This is a genomic window from Aliihoeflea sp. PC F10.4, from assembly GCF_054612275.1.
In genome coordinates this window covers 989,693-1,010,474 of the sequence record NZ_JBTSWH010000001.1, presented here as the reverse complement: position 1 = coordinate 1,010,474, position 20,782 = coordinate 989,693, and the positions used below count along the sequence as shown (strand labels likewise).

General features: G+C 61.3%; 21 protein-coding genes and 3 pseudogenes. 14 read left to right on the top strand and 10 right to left on the bottom strand.

Annotation, left to right across the window (positions count from 1 at the left end):
- Positions 1-59 precede the first annotated feature (59 nt).
- A complete protein-coding gene (locus tag ACX82Z_RS05055; protein WP_459586919.1) occupies positions 60-2,435 on the top strand; it encodes a polysaccharide biosynthesis tyrosine autokinase in 2,376 nt (791 codons plus the stop codon).
- Here the strand turns inward: ACX82Z_RS05055 and ACX82Z_RS05050 are convergent.
- The 3 genes from ACX82Z_RS05050 to ACX82Z_RS05040 all read right to left on the bottom strand — a co-directional run bounded on the left by ACX82Z_RS05050 (position 2,430) and on the right by ACX82Z_RS05040 (position 4,437).
- On the bottom strand, positions 2,430-3,179 hold the full coding sequence (locus ACX82Z_RS05050; RefSeq protein WP_459586917.1) for a metallophosphoesterase family protein: 750 nt from the start codon (positions 3,177-3,179) through the stop codon (positions 2,430-2,432). The two genes, ACX82Z_RS05055 and ACX82Z_RS05050, sit on opposite strands and share 6 nt — an antisense overlap.
- 189 nt (positions 3,180-3,368) lie before the next feature.
- Positions 3,369-3,680 carry an Atu4866 domain-containing protein gene (locus ACX82Z_RS05045; protein WP_459586915.1) on the bottom strand — a complete coding sequence of 104 codons (312 nt, stop codon included), beginning with the start codon at positions 3,678-3,680 and terminating at the stop codon, positions 3,369-3,371.
- A 34-nt stretch (positions 3,681-3,714) separates the two neighbouring features.
- Positions 3,715-4,437, bottom strand: coding sequence for an SDR family oxidoreductase (locus ACX82Z_RS05040; protein ID WP_459586914.1), 723 nt, complete (start codon positions 4,435-4,437; stop codon positions 3,715-3,717).
- A gap of 97 nt (positions 4,438-4,534) precedes the next feature.
- Here ACX82Z_RS05040 and ACX82Z_RS05035 point away from each other — a divergent pair, with 97 nt between their 5' ends.
- A complete protein-coding gene (locus ACX82Z_RS05035; RefSeq protein WP_459586913.1) occupies positions 4,535-5,416 on the top strand; it encodes a LysR family transcriptional regulator in 882 nt (293 codons plus the stop codon).
- A 54-nt stretch (positions 5,417-5,470) separates the two neighbouring features.
- On the opposite strand, the gene ACX82Z_RS05030 is transcribed toward ACX82Z_RS05035, so the two are convergent.
- Positions 5,471-6,304 carry an alpha/beta fold hydrolase gene (locus tag ACX82Z_RS05030; RefSeq protein ID WP_459586911.1) on the bottom strand — a complete coding sequence of 278 codons (834 nt, stop codon included), beginning with the start codon at positions 6,302-6,304 and terminating at the stop codon, positions 5,471-5,473.
- 163 nt (positions 6,305-6,467) lie between these two features.
- Complete coding sequence (locus ACX82Z_RS05025) at positions 6,468-7,391, bottom strand: alpha/beta hydrolase family protein (protein WP_459586909.1); 924 nt, start codon at positions 7,389-7,391, stop codon at positions 6,468-6,470.
- A gap of 120 nt (positions 7,392-7,511) precedes the next feature.
- Here ACX82Z_RS05025 and ACX82Z_RS05020 point away from each other — a divergent pair, with 120 nt between their 5' ends.
- Together ACX82Z_RS05020 and ACX82Z_RS05015 are read left to right on the top strand one after the other, a co-directional pair.
- On the top strand, positions 7,512-8,123 hold the full coding sequence (locus tag ACX82Z_RS05020) for a TetR/AcrR family transcriptional regulator (protein WP_459586907.1): 612 nt from the start codon (positions 7,512-7,514) through the stop codon (positions 8,121-8,123).
- 61 nt (positions 8,124-8,184) lie between these two features.
- Positions 8,185-8,571: a DUF4260 domain-containing protein gene (locus ACX82Z_RS05015; protein WP_459586905.1), complete on the top strand. Its 387-nt coding sequence runs from the start codon at positions 8,185-8,187 to the stop codon at positions 8,569-8,571.
- 36 nt (positions 8,572-8,607) lie between these two features.
- On the opposite strand, the gene ACX82Z_RS05010 is transcribed toward ACX82Z_RS05015, so the two are convergent.
- The 3 genes and pseudogenes from ACX82Z_RS05010 to ACX82Z_RS05000 all read right to left on the bottom strand — a co-directional run.
- Positions 8,608-8,958: an ethanolamine utilization protein gene (locus ACX82Z_RS05010; RefSeq protein WP_459586903.1), complete on the bottom strand. Its 351-nt coding sequence runs from the start codon at positions 8,956-8,958 to the stop codon at positions 8,608-8,610.
- Positions 8,955-10,355, bottom strand: a complete 1,401-nt coding sequence (locus ACX82Z_RS05005) for an FAD-containing oxidoreductase (RefSeq protein WP_459911623.1) — start codon at positions 10,353-10,355, stop codon at positions 8,955-8,957. The genes ACX82Z_RS05010 and ACX82Z_RS05005 overlap by 4 nt, the downstream gene beginning before the upstream one ends.
- 210 nt (positions 10,356-10,565) lie before the next feature.
- A pseudogene (locus ACX82Z_RS05000) lies at positions 10,566-10,752 on the bottom strand (transposase); the annotation flags it as partial.
- A 322-nt stretch (positions 10,753-11,074) separates the two neighbouring features.
- Here ACX82Z_RS05000 and ACX82Z_RS04995 point away from each other — a divergent pair.
- From ACX82Z_RS04995 to ACX82Z_RS04985, 3 genes are all read left to right on the top strand, one after another.
- Positions 11,075-11,434 (top strand): type II toxin-antitoxin system HigB family toxin, encoded by a 360-nt coding sequence (locus ACX82Z_RS04995; RefSeq protein WP_459586901.1) that lies wholly within the window; start codon positions 11,075-11,077, stop codon positions 11,432-11,434.
- Positions 11,435-11,536: 102 nt separating this feature from the next.
- The gene (locus tag ACX82Z_RS04990) at positions 11,537-12,097 is read left to right on the top strand and encodes a recombinase family protein (protein ID WP_459586899.1); all 561 of its coding nucleotides are present in this window, start codon (positions 11,537-11,539) and stop codon (positions 12,095-12,097) included.
- Positions 12,043-13,311, top strand: coding sequence for a recombinase family protein (locus ACX82Z_RS04985; protein WP_459911621.1), 1,269 nt, complete (start codon positions 12,043-12,045; stop codon positions 13,309-13,311). The genes ACX82Z_RS04990 and ACX82Z_RS04985 overlap by 55 nt, the downstream gene beginning before the upstream one ends.
- Positions 13,312-13,439: 128 nt before the next feature.
- Here the strand turns inward: ACX82Z_RS04985 and ACX82Z_RS04980 are convergent.
- A protein-coding gene (locus tag ACX82Z_RS04980; RefSeq protein ID WP_459586898.1) for an IS3 family transposase occupies positions 13,440-14,791 on the bottom strand; the annotation gives its coding sequence in 2 pieces (ribosomal slippage) (positions 13,440-14,455 and positions 14,455-14,791; 1,353 coding nt in all).
- Between the two features lie 92 nt (positions 14,792-14,883).
- On the opposite strand from ACX82Z_RS04980, the pseudogene ACX82Z_RS04975 reads away from it, so the two are divergent.
- The 3 genes and pseudogenes from ACX82Z_RS04975 to ACX82Z_RS04965 form a co-directional block, all read left to right on the top strand.
- Positions 14,884-15,003 (top strand): annotated as a pseudogene (locus tag ACX82Z_RS04975) (DsbA family protein); the annotation flags it as partial.
- Positions 15,004-15,254: 251 nt separating this feature from the next.
- A pseudogene (locus ACX82Z_RS04970) lies at positions 15,255-15,831 on the top strand (L,D-transpeptidase).
- Complete coding sequence (locus ACX82Z_RS04965; RefSeq protein ID WP_084466163.1) at positions 15,831-16,694, top strand: NAD(P)-binding domain-containing protein; 864 nt, start codon at positions 15,831-15,833, stop codon at positions 16,692-16,694. Before ACX82Z_RS04970 ends, ACX82Z_RS04965 begins: the two are co-directional and overlap by 1 nt.
- Here ACX82Z_RS04965 and ACX82Z_RS04960 read toward each other — a convergent pair.
- On the bottom strand, positions 16,661-17,212 hold the full coding sequence (locus ACX82Z_RS04960) for a cupin domain-containing protein (RefSeq protein ID WP_459586895.1): 552 nt from the start codon (positions 17,210-17,212) through the stop codon (positions 16,661-16,663). The two genes, ACX82Z_RS04965 and ACX82Z_RS04960, sit on opposite strands and share 34 nt — an antisense overlap.
- Before the next feature lie 244 nt (positions 17,213-17,456).
- Between ACX82Z_RS04960 and ACX82Z_RS04955 the strand changes: the two genes are divergently transcribed.
- The 4 genes from ACX82Z_RS04955 to ACX82Z_RS04940 all read left to right on the top strand — a co-directional run bounded on the left by ACX82Z_RS04955 (position 17,457) and on the right by ACX82Z_RS04940 (position 20,779).
- Positions 17,457-17,678, top strand: a complete 222-nt coding sequence (locus ACX82Z_RS04955; RefSeq protein WP_024849394.1) for a heavy-metal-associated domain-containing protein — start codon at positions 17,457-17,459, stop codon at positions 17,676-17,678.
- Between the two features lie 86 nt (positions 17,679-17,764).
- Positions 17,765-19,714 (top strand): heavy metal translocating P-type ATPase, encoded by a 1,950-nt coding sequence (locus ACX82Z_RS04950; RefSeq protein ID WP_459586893.1) that lies wholly within the window; start codon positions 17,765-17,767, stop codon positions 19,712-19,714.
- Between the two features lie 92 nt (positions 19,715-19,806).
- The gene (locus ACX82Z_RS04945; RefSeq protein ID WP_024849395.1) at positions 19,807-20,451 is read left to right on the top strand and encodes a DUF924 family protein; all 645 of its coding nucleotides are present in this window, start codon (positions 19,807-19,809) and stop codon (positions 20,449-20,451) included.
- A gap of 97 nt (positions 20,452-20,548) precedes the next feature.
- Positions 20,549-20,779, top strand: coding sequence for a hexameric tyrosine-coordinated heme protein (locus ACX82Z_RS04940; protein ID WP_024849396.1), 231 nt, complete (start codon positions 20,549-20,551; stop codon positions 20,777-20,779).
- Positions 20,780-20,782 lie beyond the last annotated feature (3 nt).

The following is a 20,782-nucleotide window of genomic DNA, read 5'->3' as shown; positions in this document are numbered from 1 at the left end:
ATGATGAGGCGTCGTGCGGGCCGGATCGGCTCGCATCGATGCCTGAATGGGACAATGGAATGAATCAGGGCTTTTCGTTCGGCAGTTCGCGAGTGATTTCGCAAGTCGAGCCTGCCAAAGAGGGCACGGACTTCATCGATCTCGACCGCCTGCTCGGCGTGGCGATGCGCCAGCTCAAGGTGGTGGCGATCTGTGCGTTGATCGGCCTCGGCCTCGGCGTCATCTATCTTCAGACGACGCCGCCGACCTACACCGCAAACGCGCGCGTGCTGATCGATGACGGCCTTGGCCAGTCGCTTGAAGAAGTGTCTCCGCTGACAGTCAGCCTTCAGTCGGACGCAGCGATCCTGAGCCAGATCGAGATCATCCGCTCCGCGCGGCTCGCCTCCGTCGTGGCCGAAAAGCTGCGGCTCGACCAGAACGAAAACTTCATGTCCCCGCCCTCCTCTCTCCTGTCGCGGATCATCGGGCAGGCACGAGGGGTCGTCGGCTTCCTGCGCTCGACGCCGCCATCCGCCCCGCAGGAGGATGTCAGCGAGGAAACCCGCATCGCCAACGAAGTCGCCGGGCGCAAGCGCCAGGCTGCGGGAATGTTGCAGGGGAACGTGATCGCGCAGCGCATGGGGCGCAGCTATGTGCTGACCATCGGCTTTTCGTCCCATGATCGCCAACTGGCCGCCGACATCTCCGCTGCCTATGCCGATGCCTATCTCGCCGACCAGCTCGAAGCCACGTTCGACGCGACGGAACAGGCATCTGTCTGGTTGCAGGAGCGTCTGGCCGAATTGCAGCAGAACTCACAGACGGCCGCACTTGCCGTGGAAGAATACCGGGCACAGAACAACCTTTCCGAAATGCGCGGCGAGTTGATGTCCGGGCAGCGTCTTGTGGACCTGAACAGCCAGCTAATCCTGGCCCAGGCCGACACGGCGCGAGCGTCGGCCCGATATCGCCAATATAATGAAATCCTTCAGGGCGGCACCACTGCGGCTGCCGAGAACCTCATCGTCTCCGACGAGCAATTGACGCCGGATTCGATCCTGACGACCTTGCGTCCACGCTATGTCGAGATCACGCGCCGCGAGCGCGAAATCTCGGAGAATTTCGGCGAAGATCACCCGCAAGCTGTCGCGCTACGGCGGGAAAAAGCGGGACTGGAGGATCGTATCCTCGCGGAAATCCGCCAGCTCACCCAGACGTTCCGCAACGAATTCGAGATTGCCCAGTCGCGCGAGACGGCCCTGCGCGAAAGCATCGAGCAGGCGACCGGACAAAATTCCGAGGCGCAGCAGTCACAAGTGCGCCTGCGCGAGTTGGAGCAGCAGGCGAATGCGCTCAGTTCGCTCTATCAGACCTTCCTCGCCCGCTATGAGGAGGTCGCGCAGCAAAGCTCGTTCCCCATCGCCAAAGCCCGTATCCTCACACAAGCGGAGCCGCCCCGACAGGCGTCCGAGCCGCGCACCATAACGGTTCTTGGCCTGTCGCTCGTTCTCGGCCTCATGATGGGTGGCGGACTGGGCGTTCTCAACGAGTTCAACGAACGCTTCTTCCGCACCGGCGAGGATGTGCGCAACCGGCTCGGCGCGCGGTTTCTGGGTTATCTGCCCTTGCTCGGCGCTCCCCGGTCTCGCAAATCGGCTGCCGGAAAGGAGAAGGACGACCCAAGTTTCCTTCCCGGTTCTAACGAGCGGCGCAATCTGATGCGCGCGGCGATTACTGCCCCCTCCTCGCCCTTTGCCGAGACGTTGCGCAACATCAAGATCGCGAGCGACGTCGTACTCCAGCGAAGCGGCGGCAAGGTGATCGGTGTCGTGTCGGCACTTCCCGATGAAGGAAAATCGACCGTCGCGGCCAATCTGGCAGGCCTTTTATCAGCCGACGGTGCACGAACCTTGCTTATCGACGGCGATCTGCGCAATCCGGGCCTGACGCGCAATTTCGGCATTCGCGCGGAAGCCGGACTCGTGGAAGCCGTCGTGAACGGTCAGCCATGGCAGTCTCTCGTCAAGGTCGACCGGCAAAGTCATCTGTCCGTGATCCCGGCCATCTTGCGCAGGCGCCTGTCGCATACCGGAGAACTCCTGGCATCAAGCGGCATGCGTAAGCTCCTCGATGAGGCACGCGGCGCGTTCGACTACATTATCGTCGATCTTCCCCCACTTGGGCCAGTGGTCGATTCCAAGGCGTTCGCGCCTCTTGCCGACGGCTTCGTCGTCGTCGCCGAGTGGGGCCGCACGCCCCGCGCTCTGGTGCGCTCGCAGCTAGAAGCCGAGCCCGAGGTGGCATCCAAGATGCTCGGCCTCGTGCTCAACAAGGTCAATTTGAAGAAGCTCGCGCGCTATGGGGCGATCGGCAGCTCGGAAAAATTCCTCGACCGATATGCGTCCTACTATCTCGACGGCGCGGACGGCTCCAAAACCGAGCAACGCTCATGAGACGAACAGCCGACCCTTTTTGCCGATGATGCGCAGCGCCGTCAGACGGCCGGTTCGATAGGCTTCGGTATCGATACCGATCCGGCGGCCTTCGAGTGCCGGGGAACGCACGGGCGTATGTCCATGTACGACCCAATGTTTCAGCTCGTTCGAACGGTCGAGAAATCCTGAACGGATCGTCATCAGATCCGCATCGGTCTGACGCCGAAGGTCGACGCCGGGGCGTATCCCGGCATGCACGAAGATATGGCTGCTCGTATAGACCATCCCCGGCAGCGAGCGCAGGAACGCGACGTGTTCGCGCGGAATCGACTCGCGCAGCATTTTCTCCAGTTCGCCTTGGCCGATCTGAACGCCCTGAAGCTGATGCGGGTCGAGACCATATGACAAAAGAGTCTGTAGCCCGCCCATTTGCAGCCAGAAGTCGAACGAAAGCCGTCCATCGAGAAAGTCCAGCATTGCCGCTTCGTGATTGCCGGCGAGGCAGACACGCTCGAAGCCTTGCGGCGGCGGGGCGACCAGATGATCGAGAACATCGGCCGAGCGCGGACCGCGGTCCACATAGTCACCCAGCATGACGATGACCGGATCGAATTCGAGGATTGCGGCGTCTGCGATGATCTTGTCTTCCAGGCGGCGCAATTCGTCATAGCAACCGTGGACGTCACCAATCGCGTAAAGAACGGCACCTTCGGCGTCGATGGACAGGCGTGGGCGCGATGGCCCGCGTGCAGATCCGGTCAAGAGCCCGACCGACTTGCGAATGTGCGAGAATACCAGAGCCTGAACCTTTCCTGCGACGTCGCCTGCATCGAAGCGGCACCGCCACTTTAGAGCATGTCCGGCGCAAATGGACGGTGCGCCGGCAAAATGCATCAGGCGCACCGTCCATTTGAAGCCAATCATACGACAGGCTACGGCCCGATCATGCCGTCACTGGCGATAAAGGATCATACCGGCGTGATGCAACACGTCGTCGATGAAATCACCATCTGCGGTGAATCCGGTATCGTCCCAGTATTCGATATGCGTGCCGGTCACTTCGTAACGGCCCTCATAGGCACGCTCGCGCGTTCCCCGCGCCTCGACGTAACGGCCGTTCGGCAACAATTCGTGGCGAATATGACCGTCCTCGGTGACCCAAAGGCCGGCATAGGGATGGTTGGCGTTCATTTCGGTCTCCTCTGCTTGCGCGATCTGGATCGTGAGCATTGCCGGTATCAGGACTGCAAAAGCGAGCCGCATGGTCGAACTCCTTGTTCAGTGTCGCGATAATCGATCAATTTGCCGATGCGGTCGGGCGAATGGTGATCTCGGTGGTGTCGACGCCCGCAGGTGCCTCGATCACATGCCGCACCGCCCGGGCGATATCGGCGGGCTGGAGCGCGACGGCCCGGTAGTCGTCCATGACAGCCATCGTCTCTTCATGGGTGATGGTCGAGGCAAGTTCGCTTTCCACGACGCCCGGATTGACGCAGGTGACGCGGATATTCGCGCTTTCCTGCCGCAAACCGTCGGAAATCGCTCTGACGGCAAATTTTGTCGCACAGTAGACCGCGCCCGTCGGCACGACATTGAGCGCACCGATGGAGCCGATATTGATGATCTGGCCGCTTCCCTGTGCCTCCATCACCGGGAGCACCGCGCCGATTCCCCACAAGACGCCCTTGATATTGACGTCGACCATGCGCTCCCACTCGTCCTGCTTGCCGGCGGACATGGGCGAAAGCGGCATCACGCCGGCATTGTTGATGAGAACATCGATGCGGCCCCACTTTTGCGTCGCCGCGTCGGCAAAGGCGGCCACGGAAGCGCGATCAGTGACGTCGAGCGCCATGGCGTCCGCCGTGCCACCGGCGCTGCTTATTTCCGCCGCGATGGCCTCGACGCGCTCAGTTCGGCGCGCACCCAGCAATATCTTCGCGCCGGTGCTGCCCAGTTCTCTGGCGATGCCCTCGCCGATCCCGCTGGAGGCTCCGGTAATCAAAATGACCTTGTCCATGTCGAACTCCCTTGTTGCGTTCAAGGTGAAGATGGACCTCGTGGACCGGTGCTGGTATCCGTCATCTACTTGACTTGTTGGTTAGCATTGCTGGACAATGAAGATCGATCTCAATTTGCTGCCGCTCTTTCTCGCCGTTGCGGAGGAGCATAATTTCCGCGCCGCCGCCGATCGTCTAGGCGTGACGCGCTCGGCCGTCAGTCAGGGCGTGCGCCGGCTGGAGGATGCCGTCGGGACGGCGCTCGTCATGCGCACGACGCGTTCGGTGCGCCTGACGGAGGTCGGCGAACGCCTGCACGAAGCCTTGTCCGGGCCTGTCAGCGACATCGGCACGGCTCTGGAAGGCTCCGGCGGCGCGCCAAGCGGGCTTCTCAAGATCGCCGTGACATCGATTGCCGAGCAATTTCTTTCAGGCCCGCTGATCGCCTCGTTTGCAAAAGCTCACCCCGGCGTGACGATCGACGTCACCGTTACCGATGAGGAATTCGACATCGTCGCCGCAGGTTTCGACGCAGGCGTCAGGCTGGGCGAAGTGATCGAGCAGGACATGATCGCCATCCCCATCACCGGCAATCAGCGCGAGATGGTCGTCGCAAGCCCCGCCTATATCGCGGAACATGGCGCGCCGGCCCATCCGCACGAGCTTGTCCGTCATCGATGCATCGGCTGGCGACCGGCACCGAACGTTGCGCCATATCGCTGGGAGTTTGAGGAAAACGGCGTTCCGTTCGATGTTGCGGTCGAAGCCCAGATCACCACGAACGATCTACGCTTGATGATCCGCGCCGCACTCGCCGGAGGCGGGATCACCTTCGCACTGGAAGAGACCTTCCGGCCATTCGTGGCATCAGGCGAGCTTGTTCCGCTGCTAGGCGACTATCTGCCGCCCTTTCCCGGTTTCTTCCTGTATTTTCCCCAGCGCCGCAATATGGCGCCCAAGCTGCGCGCCTTGATCGATTATGCCAGAAAATGGCGATAACCTCGTTGAAAGCGGCGACCAAAAGGCCGCCGCAATCAATGATGGTCGGTCGCGTCAGCCTTCTTGGATGAACGCGAGAAGATCGGCGTTGACCATGTCCGGATGCGTCGCGAACAGGCCGTGCGAAAGACCCGGATAGGATTTCAGCTTGCCGTTCTGCACCAGTTTGACCGCCTTGTGAGCGGAATTTTCGATCGGAACGATCTGGTCGTCTTCACCGTGCAGAAACAGGACCGGGACCGTGATCGCCTTCAGATCTTCCGTGAAATCGGTTTCGGAAAACGCAACGATACAATCGTAATGCGCCTTCGCGCCGCCAGCCATTCCTTGCCGCCACCAGTTTTGGATCAATCCCTGGCTGACTTCGGCGCCTTCGCGATTGAAGCCGTAAAACGGGCCGCTGGGCAGGTCCATGAAGAACTGGGCGCGGTTCGAAAGCACACCTGCGCGAATGCCGTCGAAAACATCCATGGGAACGCCATCGGGGTTCTTATCCGACTTGACCATAACCGGCGGTACGGCACCGATCAGAACCGCCTTTGCCACCCTTCCGCTCTCGGCGCGGGCAGCATAGCGCGCGACCTCGCCTCCGCCTGTGGAATGGCCGATGTGAATGGCGTCTCGCAAATCGAGTGCCTTGGCGAGTTCCGACACATCCGCTGCATACGTGTCCATTTCATTGCCGGTATCGGTCTGGTCTGAACGGCCATGGCCACGCCGGTCATGAGCGATCACGCGATAGCCATGCGACAAAAAGAAAAGCATCTGATTGTCCCAGTCATCGGAACTGAGCGGCCAGCCATGGTGAAACACGACAGGCTGCGCGTCGCGCGGACCCCAGTCCTTGTAGAACAGGTTCGTACCATCGGATGTGGTGATGAAAGCCATGAACATATCCCTTCGCTTTGAGTTGGGCCGGATACAACGGAGCCGGTTCGACCGTGATGTGGTCACGTGTCGCCTGCGTGACAACTTCACACTTTAGCGAGTGGAAGCTCCGTTGCAGCCAGACAACAATCTCGCACCTGCCGGAGGTCGGCCCCAGCCCGCCTTACTTGGTTTCAACAGCACCCTCGGGACTGGACTCGCCCGCAAGATCGGCAACGGCTAGATCCCATGCAGGATTGCCGGGATAGAGCGCACTGCGCAGATATGCGGTCGAGAGACTCTGAATGGCCGCGACACGCTGCGGGCGTTCGTCGGTGGTTTCACGCGATTCATATCCGGCAAGTCCACCCAGTCCGTGTTCCCCGCCGAAAGCCGTGAACAGCGCCTTTGGCGATGGGCTCAGATCATAGGCGTCACGCCACCAGTTTGGCCCGCGTGTGGTCAGCCCGCCCTGATCCGCATCGCCAAAGACGACGAGCGTCGGCGTGGTCATGGTGGAAAAGTCTGGATGCATGAACGGCAGCGCACGAGCTGCAAATTCGCTCAGATCCGCACCGCCATTTCCAGGCGTCGCCAGAAGCACACCAGCTTTGACGCGCGCATCCTTGCGGCTGACAACCGATCCGTCCGCCGGGTCGGGATGGGTCGCCCCAAGCAAAGTGCTCGCAGTCTGGCCACCCCATGAATGGCCGGCGACCGCGATTCGGCTGCGATCGATCCGGCCCTTCACCATCGGTGCCTTGCTTTCGATCTCGTCGAGCCGGCCAAGAACATCCTGCAAATCCTGCTCGCGGAATCGCCAGAAGTCGGGTCGGCGCGCATCGTCCTGCGAAAGACCGAGCATGCGCGAATCCAGATGGGTAGGCTGGATGACGGCGAAACCATGCGCCGCCCAATAATCGGCCAATGGACCATAGCCATAAAGCGACTGGCCGTTGCCATGAGAAAAGAGAATAAGCGGCAGATCGATACCTTCCTCGGGGGCGGACACGCGCAATTCGAGATCGGCGCCCCTGCCCTCGATTGCCAAGGAAATAGGCGCGATCGAAACGACAGGCGACGGCCCAGCGATAGTGCGAGGTGACATGGCGATACCTTTCAGATATAAAACGGATCAATGTTCCGATACACAAATACGGAACATTGATCCGTTTATCAAGGGCAAATGCGCATAACGCGTCGCGACACCAAAATTCAGGGCGAGCGAATGACGGAAAAGATACGTCAATCGATGGACAATGATGGTGGCGCTCCGCACGTACGCGCGGATGCCCGTCGCAACGAGGAGGCCTTGCTTGCAGCGGCCAGGCTGGTTTTTGCCCGCTCCGGGGTCGATGCGCCGATCCGTGAAATTGCAACCGAGGCGGGGTTGGGTCTCGGCACGCTCTACCGCCGTTTTCCCACTCGTGCCGATCTGGTTGCGGCCGTCTTCCGTCGCGAGGTCGATGCTTGCGCTGAGGAAGCAGTAACGCTTTCGCAAGAGCACGCCCCGCTCACCGCGCTCACTGGATGGCTTTTGCGTTATACGCGTTTTCTTGCGACCAAGCAGGGACTGGCTGCAGCCCTGCATTCGGGTGACGCCGCCTTTGCAAGCCTGCCGGACTATTTTCGAAGCCGGTTTGAGCCGGCGCTTGCCGGTCTCATCGCCAGTGCCGCTGGCGCAGGCGACATCCGGTCCGATATCGCGCCCTATGACCTTTTGCGCGCAATTGGAAATCTTGCCGTCGCAACAGGTGATGACGGCCCGGCCCATACCGAACGCATGGTGAAATTGCTCGTCGATGGCTTGCGATTTGGCGCACCTCGCCAATCACGTTGACCGGGTTGGACCGACCTACCATTGTATCCGGTGTCTGTTGATCAAACCGAGAGCGTAGCTCATGGCTGGTTCTGTTGTCGGAATGCCGAAAGCCCTTCTGCGGCTGGAGGGCTTTTTCGTTCTCCTTGCTGCGGTAGCGGCTTATGCCAATCTGGATGCGAGTTGGTGGCTGTTCCTGCTTTTGTTTCTGGCGCCGGATTTATCTATGTCGGGCTATCTCGCGGGACCGAAAACGGGAGCGACCATTTACAATGCAGCGCATTTTTGCGGCCTGCCCCTTTCGCTCATCGTCTTCGGCGCGGTTCTCGGCTTTCCATATGCACTACCTGCCGGATTGATCTGGGCCGCGCATATCGGCTTCGATCGTGCGCTGGGCTACGGGCTCAAATATGGCGAAGGTTTCGGATCGACCCATCTGGGTCCGATTGGCAAATCCGCCGGAAAGTGACGACTGACAGCGCGGTGCCGGAAAGGCTTCACGAAATCATTCCCGCCCTTCCTTCCAGTGCGGATATGTAACATAGGCAGTCGTTGCGCCCAGTTCATGCGAGAGAATTTTCACCGCCTCGCTTTGCGGCATATAGATGATTTCACCCGGACCGGCAGTGACCCTGATATCGCCGCTCGTCACGGTCAGCTTCCCCTCGAGAATGATCATCACATCATGAACCGCCATCGTTTCCTCGAGAACCTGATCGGGTCCATAGCGGCCATATCCAATCGTGATCGGGCCACCATGGCGCTGGTCGACGAGGTTTCCGGTGTCGATATCACCCTTCTGATCGGGCGCACGTTCGAATGAAGCGTCTGCGAGGGCGAATTTTTGCAGTCTCATGGTTTCTCCTCCTTATGCGGACCGGGTTTTGAAGGCATCTGTTCGGCAACGAGGCTCGGCAGCAGTTCACATACAGTCGGGTGGATGCGCAGTGAACGCCTGAGCGTTTCGGCATCCGCCTTGCTGTTGATGAGGTCGACGACGCTTTGCACGGCCTCATCACCGCCGACTCCGAGGATCGAGGCGCCCAGAAGCCTGCCGGATAACGCGTCGGTGACGATCTTCATCAAGCCTGTCGTCTCGCCCTTCTCTACCGCACGCGCCACGCGCGTCATCGGCCTTTTTCCTACAAGAACCGAATAGCCGGCGCGCCTCGCCTCGTCTTCTCCAAGCCCCACCCGTCCCAGCGGCGGGTCGGTATAGAGCGCGTAGATTGAAGGACGTTCCAGGAGCGTCCGACCGGCACCGTCGAGCAGGTTTTCCGCGACGATCTGGTGATCGTTATAGGCAGTGTGGGTAAAGGCACCGCGGCCGTTACAATCGCCAAGCGCCCAGATGCCGGGAACGTTCGTCTGCAAGGTGTCGTCGACGAGGATGTAGCCGCGCTCGTCGAGCGCCACACCGGCCATGTCGAGGCCAAGATCGTCCGTGTTCGGGCGTCTTCCTATCGCCAACAGAACATGGCTGCCGACGACTTCGCGTTCGCCCCGCTCGCAGGAAAGGTTCACTTTTTTCCGGTCGCCATCGCGTTCGAAGGAAATGCATTCGGCGTCGAGGCGAAAGCTGATACCTTCTGCCTGCAACATTGCCAGTATGGCTTCGGAAATGTCGTGATCCTCGCGAGGTAAAAGGCGTGGCCCACGCTGAACGACCGTAACACGCGCGCCGAAGCGTGCGAACATCTGCGCGAATTCAAGACCGACATAGCCGCCACCGACGACCACCAGATGTTCGGGCACGGTATCGAGGTCGAGAATGCTCGAATTGGTCAGATGGCCGATATCGTCAGTGCCGGGATAGTCGGGTGCGAGCGCCCGTCCGCCGACGTTGAGAAATATCCGCGATGCCGCGATACGCTCGCCGGCGACTTCCATTTCGTTCGATGAGATAAAGCGGGCATGCCCTTCGATCAAAGTCAGATTGGGCACATTGCGCAACCAGCCGTCCAGCCCGCTTCGGGACGCCGTCACGATGGCATCCTTGCGCGCCTTGACCACCTTCATATCGAGACGCCCGGTGCCAACGCCGGAAATGCCGTATTGGTCAGCGCGGCGAACGAGATGCGCGACAAAAGCGCTGGCGACCATGGCCTTTGTCGGTGTGCAGCCGGTGTTGACACACGTGCCGCCGAGGAGACATCGCTCTACCAATGCCGTTTTCATGCCGGCGCCGGCAAGCCTGGCGGCCAATGACGGTCCTGCCTGTCCGGCACCGACGACGATGGCGTCAAATTGCATGGTCAACGACAAGCTCCTTCAGCCGGCCTTCAGTTTCGCAGAGCCAATAAGACCCGCCAACAATTGCCAGTATGCCTTCAAAGCACGGCTTATGTCTTCTCACCCGATAAATCGGTCTGATCGTCAGCCTGGCTATGCTGATGATGAAATCTCCGCACGCACGATTGCAGCCCCGCCCGCCATCGCCTTCATCTTGCCGAAGGCAACATCGAACACGCCCATCAGGCTCCAGCGGATGAAGCGGTTATTAGAGTGTCGTGTGCGGGCCGTAGCCGGCCGGCGAGTCTTTCCACTGCAACCTGCTGCGGATTACATGGCAGATGCCACCCACGACCACCGATCATCGACCCGGGGGAACTCCGTGCGACAGCGGGAAGAACGGCGATATCCGCGCCATCCGCGTTCGCTCAGCAGAAACAAATCATCCATCACAACCTCCTTCAATGGAGACCGTGAATCACATCTTAAACAGAATTAATAGGTCCTGAGCCTAGATTGGCCGTGGAGCAGCCGCGCTGCTCCGGGGCTACCCGCCTAAAGGCCACGGTGCCGTCTGGTACGGTTTTTGAACTCCCCGATCACCAAGGTAAGCAAAGATCGTTTGCGGGGGCGCACCGCAGACACGATCCCAAACCGAATGGGAGCGATGCCATGCGCACGAGGCCCAAACTCGATCCCGATGTCGACGACGAGGCGCCAGCGCGCGAACCGCTCTGTGCATGGTTGCGCCGGGGGACTTCGCAAATACGATTTGCACCAGACCATACTATGCCCGCCGCACCTTGCGGCAGTTCGTCGACGGCCTCGCGGGGCAGAAGGATCAGCCGGCGGTCAAGGCCGCGCTCGATGCCTCGTTCGACGAAGTGAGCAAGGCGGCATGGACGAGTTTGGCGGATGTAAAGCGGCTCTATGCGACGGCCAACATCGTCAGCGTCGAGCGCATCGTCTTCAACATCAAGGGCAATGATTATCGCCTCGTGGTGGCGGTCGACTTCGAGAAGGCCATCGTCTGGATCAAGTGGATTGGCACCAAGGCATATGACAGGATCGACGTGACGGAGGTCAGACATGGCGACTGAGTTGAGGCCCATCCGCACCGAGGCGGATTACGATACGGCACTAGCCGAGGTGGAACGGCTGTGGGGCGCGAAGAGCGGCACGCCCAAAGGCGACCGCCTGACGTGCTGGCGACGCAGCTCGAGGTCTATGAGGAGAAGCATCACCCGATGGACCCGCCCGATCCGATTGAGGCGATCAGGTTCCGCATGGAGCAGCAGGGCCTGACCCGCGACGCCTCGATCGAGGACCAGTTCCGCATCTGCCGGGATCAGGCGAAGCGCGAGGGCTGGCAGGTGGTCGGCTGCTACAAGGAAGCGGCCATCTCGGGATCGAGCATGATCCTGCGGCAGGGCATCCAGACGATCCTGCAGGACGCGCAGGCGGGCCAGTTCGATATGGCGCTCGCCGAGGCGCTGGACCGTGTCAGCCGCGACCAGGCGGACGTGGCGACGCTCTACAAGCATCTCCAGTTCGCGCGCGTGCCGATTTTCACACTGGCTGAGGGCGAGATCAGCGAACTTCATGTCTGCCTCAAGGGAACGATGAACGCACTGTTTCTGAACGAACTCGCCGCCAAGACGCATCACGGGCTGCGCGGCCGGGTCGAGGACGGTAAGTCGGGCGGCGCATCTTCCGCGACTTCGCCGCCGGCGTCGGCCCGCGCTCCATCGCCCGCAACCTGAACGAAGAGGGCATCGCCGGTCCCGGCGGCAAGCCGTGGATCGACACCACGATCCGGGGCCATGTGAAGCGTGGCACCGGCATCGTGAACAACGAACTCTATATTGGCCGGCTGATCTGGAACCGGCTGCGCTATGTGAAGGACCCCTCCACCGGCAAGCGCGTCTCACGCCTGAACCCGGAATCGGACTGGATCGTCACCGAGGTTCCAGAATTGCGCATCGTCGACGACGCACTCTGGCAGGCCGTGCGCGAGCGTCAGGTCGAGATCGCCGAGAAGTATGCCAACGTCACCGAGGCGGTGCGCGCGCATCACCGGCAGAATGCGCTCAACGGCAAGCGTCGGCCGAAGTCGCTCCTGTCGGGGCTGGTGTTCTGTGGCTGCTGCGGCGGGACGTATTCGATCCGGTGCAGCGACCGCTTCGCATGCTCGAACCGCATCACCAACAAGTCCTGCACCAACAGCCGCACCATCCTGCGCGACGAGCTGGAGACCCGCATCCTGGCCGGGCTCAAGGACCGGCTGATGTCGCAGGAGCTAGCGGCGCAGGCCATGCGGGCGCACGCCCAAGAGACCAACCAGCTCAACCGCGAGCGGCGGGCCAATGGCGAAGCGTGGGCGGTGGAACTGGTGAAGGTCGAGAAGCAGATCGCGCAGATCGTCGAGGCGATCGCGGACGGCATGTATCATCCATCGATGAAGGAGAAGATGTCGGGGCTGGAAGCGCGCAAGGTCGAACTGTCGGAGCTGGTCGCCGAACTGCCGGCCGACCTCTCGCCGGATATTCTGCCCAGCGTCTCGGCGATCTACGCGCAGCGTGTGGCCGAGCTGACCGAGGCCCTGAACAACCCGGAAGAGCGGCAACGGGCCGCGACGGCGCTCCGTGCCCTTATCTCGAAGATCGTGCTGACGCCGGGACCGGAGCACGGGGAAACCTGCGTCACGCTGCACGGCGAATTCGTCACCATCCTCGAATGGGTGGCGCGTCAAGCTGTTGGAAAGACTGTGAAAACAAACACTCCCGGAGGCGCCCTCGCGGGAGTGTTGGAATCGGTGGTTGCGGGGGCTGGCTTCCATCATTACTTGCGCTCACAGCAAGTAATGATGGTTGCAGGTTTGAAGCAAGAAATTTCCTCATATTTATCAATGCTAATTCAGGCACCTCAGCGATTAGCGATCGCCCCATATGTCGGACTCTTTGTAGCACAAGCATAATAATTCATCAGAAGACGTCTGGTGCCGGGCGATGCTAATGACCTTCGCAAAGGCTGTCCGTCGTCAGGGTTTTTGGGACAACTGGCGGGGTGAGCTAACGGAGGCTCTGGCCCATCAGGATTGTCATGTTAGGCTGCCGCTTCTCGATGAAGCAAGCGGCGTTGTCTGATGGTTTCGCGTTTGATCCTTTCCCTTTCCAGCATGATGATGTCGCCGCGCCCGAAGTAGACATCGGCTGGTGTGAGATTGCTGATGCTCTCATGGTAGCGGCGATGGTTGTAATGATCGACGAAGGCCGCGATCTGCCGCTCGAGATCGCCCGGCAGGAAGTAGTTTTCGAGCAGGATGCGGTTCTTCAGCGTCTGATGCCAGCGCTCGATCTTGCCCTGTGTCTGGGGATGGCAGGGAGCACCGCGGGTGTGGTCCATGCCCTTGTCCGACAGCCAGGCGGCGAGGTCGGAAGAGACGTAAGACGGGCCATTGTCGGACAACAGCCGAGGCCGCCGCATGACCCTGGCGTTGTCGCAACCGGAAGCCTGCAGCGCCATGGTCAGCGTGTCGGTGACGTCCCCGGCCTTCATCGTGGTGCACAGCTTCCAGGCGATGATGTAGCGGGAGAAGTCATCGAGCACGGTCGACAGATAGAACCATCCCCAGCCGATGACCTTCAGATATGTGAAGTCGGTCTGCCAGAGCTGGTTCGGCGCCGTCGTCTTGTCATGGAACTCGTCGGCGGCCTTGATGACGATGAAGGCCGGGCTGGTGATCAGGTCGTGCGCCTTGAGCAGGCGGTAGACCGAGGATTCCGAGACGAAGTAGCCCCTCGTGTCGGTGAAGGTGACCGCCAGTTCCCGTGGCGACAGCTCCGGCTCGTTCAACGCCAGCTCAATGATCTGATCGCGTTTCTCCTCGGGGATGCGGTTCCAGACCCGGTTCGGCCGGGGCCTGCGATCCTCCAGCGCATCGACACCGCCGGCCAGGAAACGGTCATACCAGCGATTGAAGGTCGAGCGCGGAATACCGAGTTTTTGCAGCGTGCGCCGCGCCGACAGATGCGACTGCTCGACGAGCCGAATGATCTCCAGCTTCTCGGATGCGGGGTATCTCATTCGTCGTCGCCCCCATCCGCAATCATGCTTTTTTTAAGAATCCGCAGTTCCAGCGCCTGCTCGGCGACGACCTCCTTGAGATCGCGCGCCTCCTTGCGCAGAACCTTCACCTCGTCGCTGGTGGCGGCGCGCGCCGTATCCCCGGCAAGCCGCTTCTTGCCGGCTTCCAGGAATTCCTTCGACCAGGTGTAATAAAGGCTCTCCGCGATCCCCTCGCGCCGGCACAGCGCCGCGATCGACTCTTCGCCGCGCAAGCCCTCCAGCACGATGCGGATCTTCTCCTCGGCCGAATATTGCTTGCGGGTTGCGCGGCGGATGTCTTTGATGACCTGCTCTGCCGGCGCTTTCCCGGTTCCGGATTTCTGTCTCATCTTCGCTCCTTTGAAAGGCTACGATGAACCAGAAATCCTCCGTTCTCAGTTAAGCCGATTTGGTCCCATCAGTGCTGACGCCGGACAGGCAGGAATTCGGCGTCGATTCCACACCAACCTTCTTCGTGAATGGAGAGATGTACAAAGGCGTGCTGAGCGTCGAACGCTTCAGCGAGATCATCGATCCGCTGCTCGCGGCGGCTGGCCAGTAAGGGAGAGAGACGATGCGTAGACCAAACATTCGCTCCCTCGCTCTCACTCTCCTCCTGACCACGACATCTGGCGTTGCCATCGCCCAGGAAGGCGACGTCGTCGCCCGGGTCAACGGCCACGAAATTACAACAGGTTTCGCCGCAAATCCGCCAGTCATTGGAAGGCACAGCCGAACGGCAGATCATCAGCGGAATCCGGGCGGCAGCCGAAATCGAGAAGCTTGTGCCGGACGTCAATCCTCCTCAGCAGGATGACGGCCATGACCATTGATCGCCGTATTGTCAGCGGCGGGTTTCTGGCAGCCGTGGCGACGGCTTTTCTGCCGGCGTCCGCCAAAGCGCATCCCCATCCCACAACGCTGGAGCAGCGCTTCATGCCGCAAAGGGTCGCCAATCCATTCGCTTACCCAGCCGGCACGATCGTCGTCGCGCCCCGCGATCGGTATCTCTACCTTCTGGAAACCCCGGCCACGGCCCGCCGCTACGGCATCGGCGTCGGCAAAGCCGGGCTGGCATTCAAAGGCGAAGCGATCATCGAGCGCAAGGCGAAATGGCCCTCGTGGCGGCCAACGCCGAACATGATCAAGCGAGACCCAACGTTATGCGAAGTTCGCCGGTGGCGTGCCAGGCGGACCGGGGAATCCGCTCGGCTCGCGCGCGCTCTATCTCTACCGCGACGGCCGCGACACCCTCTACCGCATTCATGGCACGACGGAGCCCTGGACAATCGGTCAGGCCGTGTCAAACGGGTGCGTCCGAATGGTCAACGAGCATGTTGAAGAGCTTTTCGAGATCGTGCCTGTCGGCACGCGCGTCGTCGTGGTGTGATGAAACGCCAGGTGCTCGTCATCGGCGCGGGACAGGCCGGGCTTGCTGCTGGATATTATCTGGCAAAGAAAGGCATTCCTTTTACCATCGTCGATGCGAACGACCGTGTCGGCGATGTCTGGCGACAGCGTTACGACGGACTGACTCTTTTTACGTCCCGCCAGTTCAGCGCATTGCCGGGAATGGCTCTCCCTGGCAATCGCGAAACCTATCCTGATCGCGACGAATTCGCGGACTATCTCGAAACCTGGGCGGAGCATTTCGGAATGCCGCTGCGGCTCGGACAACGCGTGGTCCGCCTGACAAGGGCGGAAAGCGGCTTCGAAGCGCGCATGTCCGGTGACGAGGTGAGCCTTCCGCGCCGACAGAGCATCTCCCTCATCAACCAACATCAGCAAGTGTCCACTATCCCGACAGGTGGACACTATCTTCGTGTGATCGTCGCCGCACCGAAAGACGCCTCAGCCCGGACGCTTACCCTCCGTCGACCATTCCTCAGGTTGCACCGGAACATCGTGCCGCCCATTTGCGCGATTCAATGCAAGGGCCGTCCTGCACCCGCGCCTCTCCGTCGTGAACGGCGATCAGCGGCAGCGGCAGTTCAAAGACAGGCCGCCGGTGACCAGCACTGCCATGACGCCGATGGCGAATGTCAGATTTTAGCGGATGATCGCCGCCGTGCGGCGGGAAAGCCGGGCGCATCGGGAGTCTTCACCTCATCTCCTGGCAAGGAATTGTCATCTTGCCCTCTCGCGGTTCGGTGCGGGAGGGCAAGCAGGAACATCATTTATGGGTGTTGTCGTCGCAAACCACTGCTCGCCCAACGGCGTTATTCGCTGGTCTTGCCGTCGAAGTGTTCATGAGCGGCGTCGGCTTCAGCCTTGGTTGGATGAACGACACCGTCGACATGTTCGGGTGGGCTGTAGATCGTATAAAGCTTCAGCGGCTCATTGCCGGTGTTCTTGACGTTATGCCGCGCCCCGGCGGGTACGATCATGGCCATATCGGCTCTGATCCTGCTCACGTTGCCATCGATCAGGATTTCACCTTCGCCGTCCTCGACACGGAAGAACTGATCGCCGTCGTCGTGAACCTCTTCGCCGATCTCCTCGCCAGGCTGAAGCGTCATCAGCACGAGCTGCATATTTGTTGCCGTATAAAGAACACGGCGAAAATCCGTGTTTCCTTCGGTCAGTTCCTCGATGTCATCAACAAATCCACGCATGGTATGCTCCTTCTTCCAATTCATTTCACAAGTTTGGCTCGTTTCGTTGATCTCACTCAAATCCGCCCAATGAGAGCTTCGCATATGGTCTTGTCGCCGATACGACTTCGGCGACAGTATCCTCAAGCTGTCGCTCCAGCAGCGGCGCGTCCACATCAAAGCGTCCGCCAGGAAATCGAGAATCGTCGACCTGTGCATTCACGCACGGAAGTCCCTTTGGTTTAGGCGGCAATTCCACCGCAGACCTCAATGTGGTCGCCCGATGAACCAGAACCAAGGCAGCGACCTGTGCATTCATGCAAGCCTGGCTTGCCGGTTTCGCCAATCGCAATGCGGGGTCAAACCCTTAGATCAATGAGGCGGGGGACACCCCTCCCCCATTATCGAAAGGAACCCGATCATGACCCACAAAACCATCCTTCGCAGCGACGAACTTTCCTGCCCCTCCTGCGTGCCGAAGATCGAGAAAGCGCTCAACGCCCTTCCGGGTGTGGCAAAGGCCGAGGTGCGCTTCAACACCGGCAAGATCGAGATTGAGCACGACCCCGCGCAAGCCAGCGTTGAAGCGCTTGTCGAGGCGGTGCGCGGAACCGGCTACGAGGCGCAACCTGCCGCCTTCTGATCGGCACTCCGCCTTTTTCGCCGCGCCGCGAGCCGGCGCGGCAGGCACGCTTTTCCGGCACGGATGAAGATGAAAGGAGCGATGAGATGAGCAATCTTGTCAGCAGGATCAAGAGCGCCTTCGTGCATCCGGCACGGCGGCGCTTCTGGCTGACGGTCAGCAGCGGCGGGTTGATCGCGGCCGGCCTTCTGGCGCGCTACGGCTTCGGCATGATCGAGGCATGGACGGCGCTGATGGTCGCGGCAGCTTTTTTTGCCGGTTCCGACATCGCCATCCGCGCCTGGCGCTCGCTGCGTGTAAAGCATTTCAGCATCGAACTGCTCGTCACCGTCGCGGCGGTCGGCGCGTTGTTTATCGGCGAGGTCTGGGAGTCGGCGGCCGTCACTTTCCTCTTCATTTTCGGTGGTTGGCTGGAGGCGCGCACCATGGGGCAGACCCGTGGCGCGCTGAAGGCATTGCTCGATGCCGCGCCCGCCACCGCGACCGTGCTGCGCGACGGCGATCCCGTCGAGGTGCCGGCGCATATGGTCCAGCTTGGCGAGACCGTGCTGGTCAGGGCCGGTCAACGCATCCCGGTGGATGGAGAGGTAACCGAAGGCGCCGCCGCCGTCAGCGAGGCGGCGATTACCGGTGAGCCGATGCCAGCCGAGAAAGCACCGGGCAGCCACGTTCATGCAGGAACGATCGCCGAGAACGGGTTGCTGCGCATCCGCGCCACCAATGTCGGCGCCGACACCACCCTTGCCCGCATCATTCAGCGCGTCGAGGAGGCGCAGGAGGAAAAGGCCCCGAGCCAGCGTATGATCGAGCGCTTTGCGCAATGGTACACGCCCTCGATCATCGGACTTGCGGTCGTCGCCTTCGCCGTGACGCAGGACATCCGTCTTGCGTTGACGCTGCTTGTCGTCGGCTGCCCCGGCGCGCTCGTCATCTCGACGCCGGTCTCCATCGTCGCCGGCATCGGCCGCGCGGCGCGCAGCGGCATCCTGATCAAGGGCGGCCAGCATCTGGAAAGTGCGGACCGCATCGATACGCTGGCGCTCGACAAGACCGGCACGCTGACGGAAGGCAAGCCGCAGCTCGCCTCTATCGTCGCGCTCGGCGACATTGCCGAGGCCGAGTTGCTGCATCTGGCTGCGACCGCCGAGACCGGATCGACCCATCCGCTCGGCCGTCCCATCGTCGAGGCTGGCCGCAAGCAGGGGCCGCTTTCCACGCTCGAATCGCTGGAGGAACATGCCGGCATGGGCCTGAGCGCCCGCATCGACGGCCGCATCATCGCCGCCGGTAACCGGCGCCTCATGGACACGCTCGGCATTGCGCTGGGTCAGGAGGGCGAAGCCGCCCTGGACCGTCTGCTGTCCAATGGCCAGACGCCGATCCTGGTGGCGCGTGACGGGCAGTTGATCGGGATGCTGGGCATGTCTGACATGGCTCGTGAAGGCGCGGCGGAAGCCATCGCCCGCCTGCGTGACATCGGCATAGGCCGTGTGGTCATGCTGACCGGCGACCAGCATGGTGCGGCCGAGGCCATCGCCCGCGAGGTCGGCATCGACGAGGTCCATGCCGGGTTGATGCCCGAGGACAAGCTGGAACTGATCCGGAAGATGAAGGCGGATGGCGCGCATGTCGCCATGGTCGGCGACGGCATCAACGATGCGCCGGCTCTTGCCGCCGCCGACACCTCGATCGCCATGGGCGCGGCCGGCAGCGACGTCGCCATCGAGACCGCCGACATCGCGCTCCTGAAGGACGATCTTGGCAAGATCCCCGAAGCGATGGCGATCTCGCGCGCAACGCTGGGCAATATGCGCCAGAACCTCGTCATCGCACTGGTGACGGTGGCCGGACTGCTGGCAGGCGTGTTCTCCGGCAATGTCCATATGGCCGGCGGCATGCTGGTCCACCAGCTTTCGGTGCTGATCGTCATCGCCAACGGCATGCGCCTGCTGCGCGTGCCAAAGGCCACCGCACCCGGCGGGCGGACCTCAAAAACAGCCACCGCCCGGCCTGCAACTGTGGCCGCGCGAGGCTGAAGCCTCCTCGCAGACCCCGCAGCGATGCGGGGTCTGTTGTTTTTGCGGCGCCAACCCTGTCTCATTGCTCGCAACCGCCAGAAAGGATCGAAATGAATACCAGGACCGCCCCGTGGAACGACGTTCTCGACTTCTGGTTTCCCGAAGGCCGCTCCTCACAGATAAAGGCTGAAACTCATCGCGATCACTGGTCGTGGCGGTTGCACGGCGGAGCGGATGACGCGATCGTCGAGCGCTTCGCCGACCTCACGAGGAGCGCAGCCTCAGGCGATCTCGACGACTGGGCCGACGAACCCGAAGGCAGGCTGGCGCTCATCATTGTGCTCGACCAGTTCTCACGCTCGCTGTGGCGCGGCACGCCGCGGGCTTTCGCGCAGGACCCTGCCGCACTGTCGCTGGCGATGGAGGGTTTCTCGAACGGCCACTATGCATCGCTGGGCATGCCCTGGTTCAGGATCGTCTACAGTCAGCCCCTTGGCCATTGCGAAGGCCCGGATCACCTTGAGCGCATCGATCTGCTCATCGGGCTTCGCGAAGAGATCGCGGCGGAAGCGTCCGCTTCCCTTCAACCGATATACCAGTCGCTGGTGAACCAGGCCGGTGATGTGCGCAAGGTCATCGCCGCTTTCGGCCGTCACCCGCACCGCAATCAGGTCCTCGGCCGAGAATCGACGCAGGCGGAAGACGCTTACATCGCCGGAGGCGATTTCCCGCACGACAGGGCGTTTCAGGCGTGACGCCTGGAGGCGAAACGCATCGCGGGTTGATGCTTTCGTCGGCTGCTCGGGTAGATTACGGTTGTTGCGTATTCATATTCTCTGGAAGGAAAACATCATGGCTGACACCTGGCTTCCCTCACTCAAGACAGCAACCCCGCAGGAGGGGTTCGACCCTGCCACCAAAATGGCGCGGGTGGGCGTCAAGGTGACCCAGCCGTCCGCCGAGATTCGCGACAAGCTGCGCGCGGCCTACGATCAGGACACCACGCAGCTGATCGCCTCCTCACAGGTGATCGCCATCCATTTCCAGACGGTGGCGGCCGCCAACAATTACTGGCGCGACTGACGC

Bases quoted from the DNA above. Each gene is read 5' to 3' on its own strand.
- ACX82Z_RS05055 (WP_459586919.1), top strand. From the start codon at position 60: ATGAATCAGGGCTTTTCGTTCGGCAGTTCGCGAGTGATTTCGCAAGTC.
- ACX82Z_RS05045 (WP_459586915.1), bottom strand. From the start codon at position 3,680: ATGCGGCTCGCTTTTGCAGTCCTGATACCGGCAATGCTCACGATCCAG.
- ACX82Z_RS05040 (WP_459586914.1), bottom strand. From the start codon at position 4,437: ATGGACAAGGTCATTTTGATTACCGGAGCCTCCAGCGGGATCGGCGAG.
- ACX82Z_RS05035 (WP_459586913.1), top strand. From the start codon at position 4,535: ATGAAGATCGATCTCAATTTGCTGCCGCTCTTTCTCGCCGTTGCGGAG.
- ACX82Z_RS05030 (WP_459586911.1), bottom strand. From the start codon at position 6,304: ATGGCTTTCATCACCACATCCGATGGTACGAACCTGTTCTACAAGGAC.
- ACX82Z_RS05025 (WP_459586909.1), bottom strand. From the start codon at position 7,391: ATGTCACCTCGCACTATCGCTGGGCCGTCGCCTGTCGTTTCGATCGCG.
- ACX82Z_RS05020 (WP_459586907.1), top strand. From the start codon at position 7,512: ATGACGGAAAAGATACGTCAATCGATGGACAATGATGGTGGCGCTCCG.
- ACX82Z_RS05015 (WP_459586905.1), top strand. From the start codon at position 8,185: ATGGCTGGTTCTGTTGTCGGAATGCCGAAAGCCCTTCTGCGGCTGGAG.
- ACX82Z_RS05010 (WP_459586903.1), bottom strand. From the start codon at position 8,958: ATGAGACTGCAAAAATTCGCCCTCGCAGACGCTTCATTCGAACGTGCG.
- ACX82Z_RS05005 (WP_459911623.1), bottom strand. From the start codon at position 10,355: ATGCAATTTGACGCCATCGTCGTCGGTGCCGGACAGGCAGGACCGTCA.
- ACX82Z_RS04995 (WP_459586901.1), top strand. From the start codon at position 11,075: ATGGTTGCGCCGGGGGACTTCGCAAATACGATTTGCACCAGACCATAC.
- ACX82Z_RS04965 (WP_084466163.1), top strand. From the start codon at position 15,831: ATGAAACGCCAGGTGCTCGTCATCGGCGCGGGACAGGCCGGGCTTGCT.
- ACX82Z_RS04960 (WP_459586895.1), bottom strand. From the start codon at position 17,212: ATGTGGACGCGCCGCTGCTGGAGCGACAGCTTGAGGATACTGTCGCCG.
- ACX82Z_RS04955 (WP_024849394.1), top strand. From the start codon at position 17,457: ATGACCCACAAAACCATCCTTCGCAGCGACGAACTTTCCTGCCCCTCC.
- ACX82Z_RS04950 (WP_459586893.1), top strand. From the start codon at position 17,765: ATGAGCAATCTTGTCAGCAGGATCAAGAGCGCCTTCGTGCATCCGGCA.
- ACX82Z_RS04945 (WP_024849395.1), top strand. From the start codon at position 19,807: ATGAATACCAGGACCGCCCCGTGGAACGACGTTCTCGACTTCTGGTTT.
- ACX82Z_RS04940 (WP_024849396.1), top strand. From the start codon at position 20,549: ATGGCTGACACCTGGCTTCCCTCACTCAAGACAGCAACCCCGCAGGAG.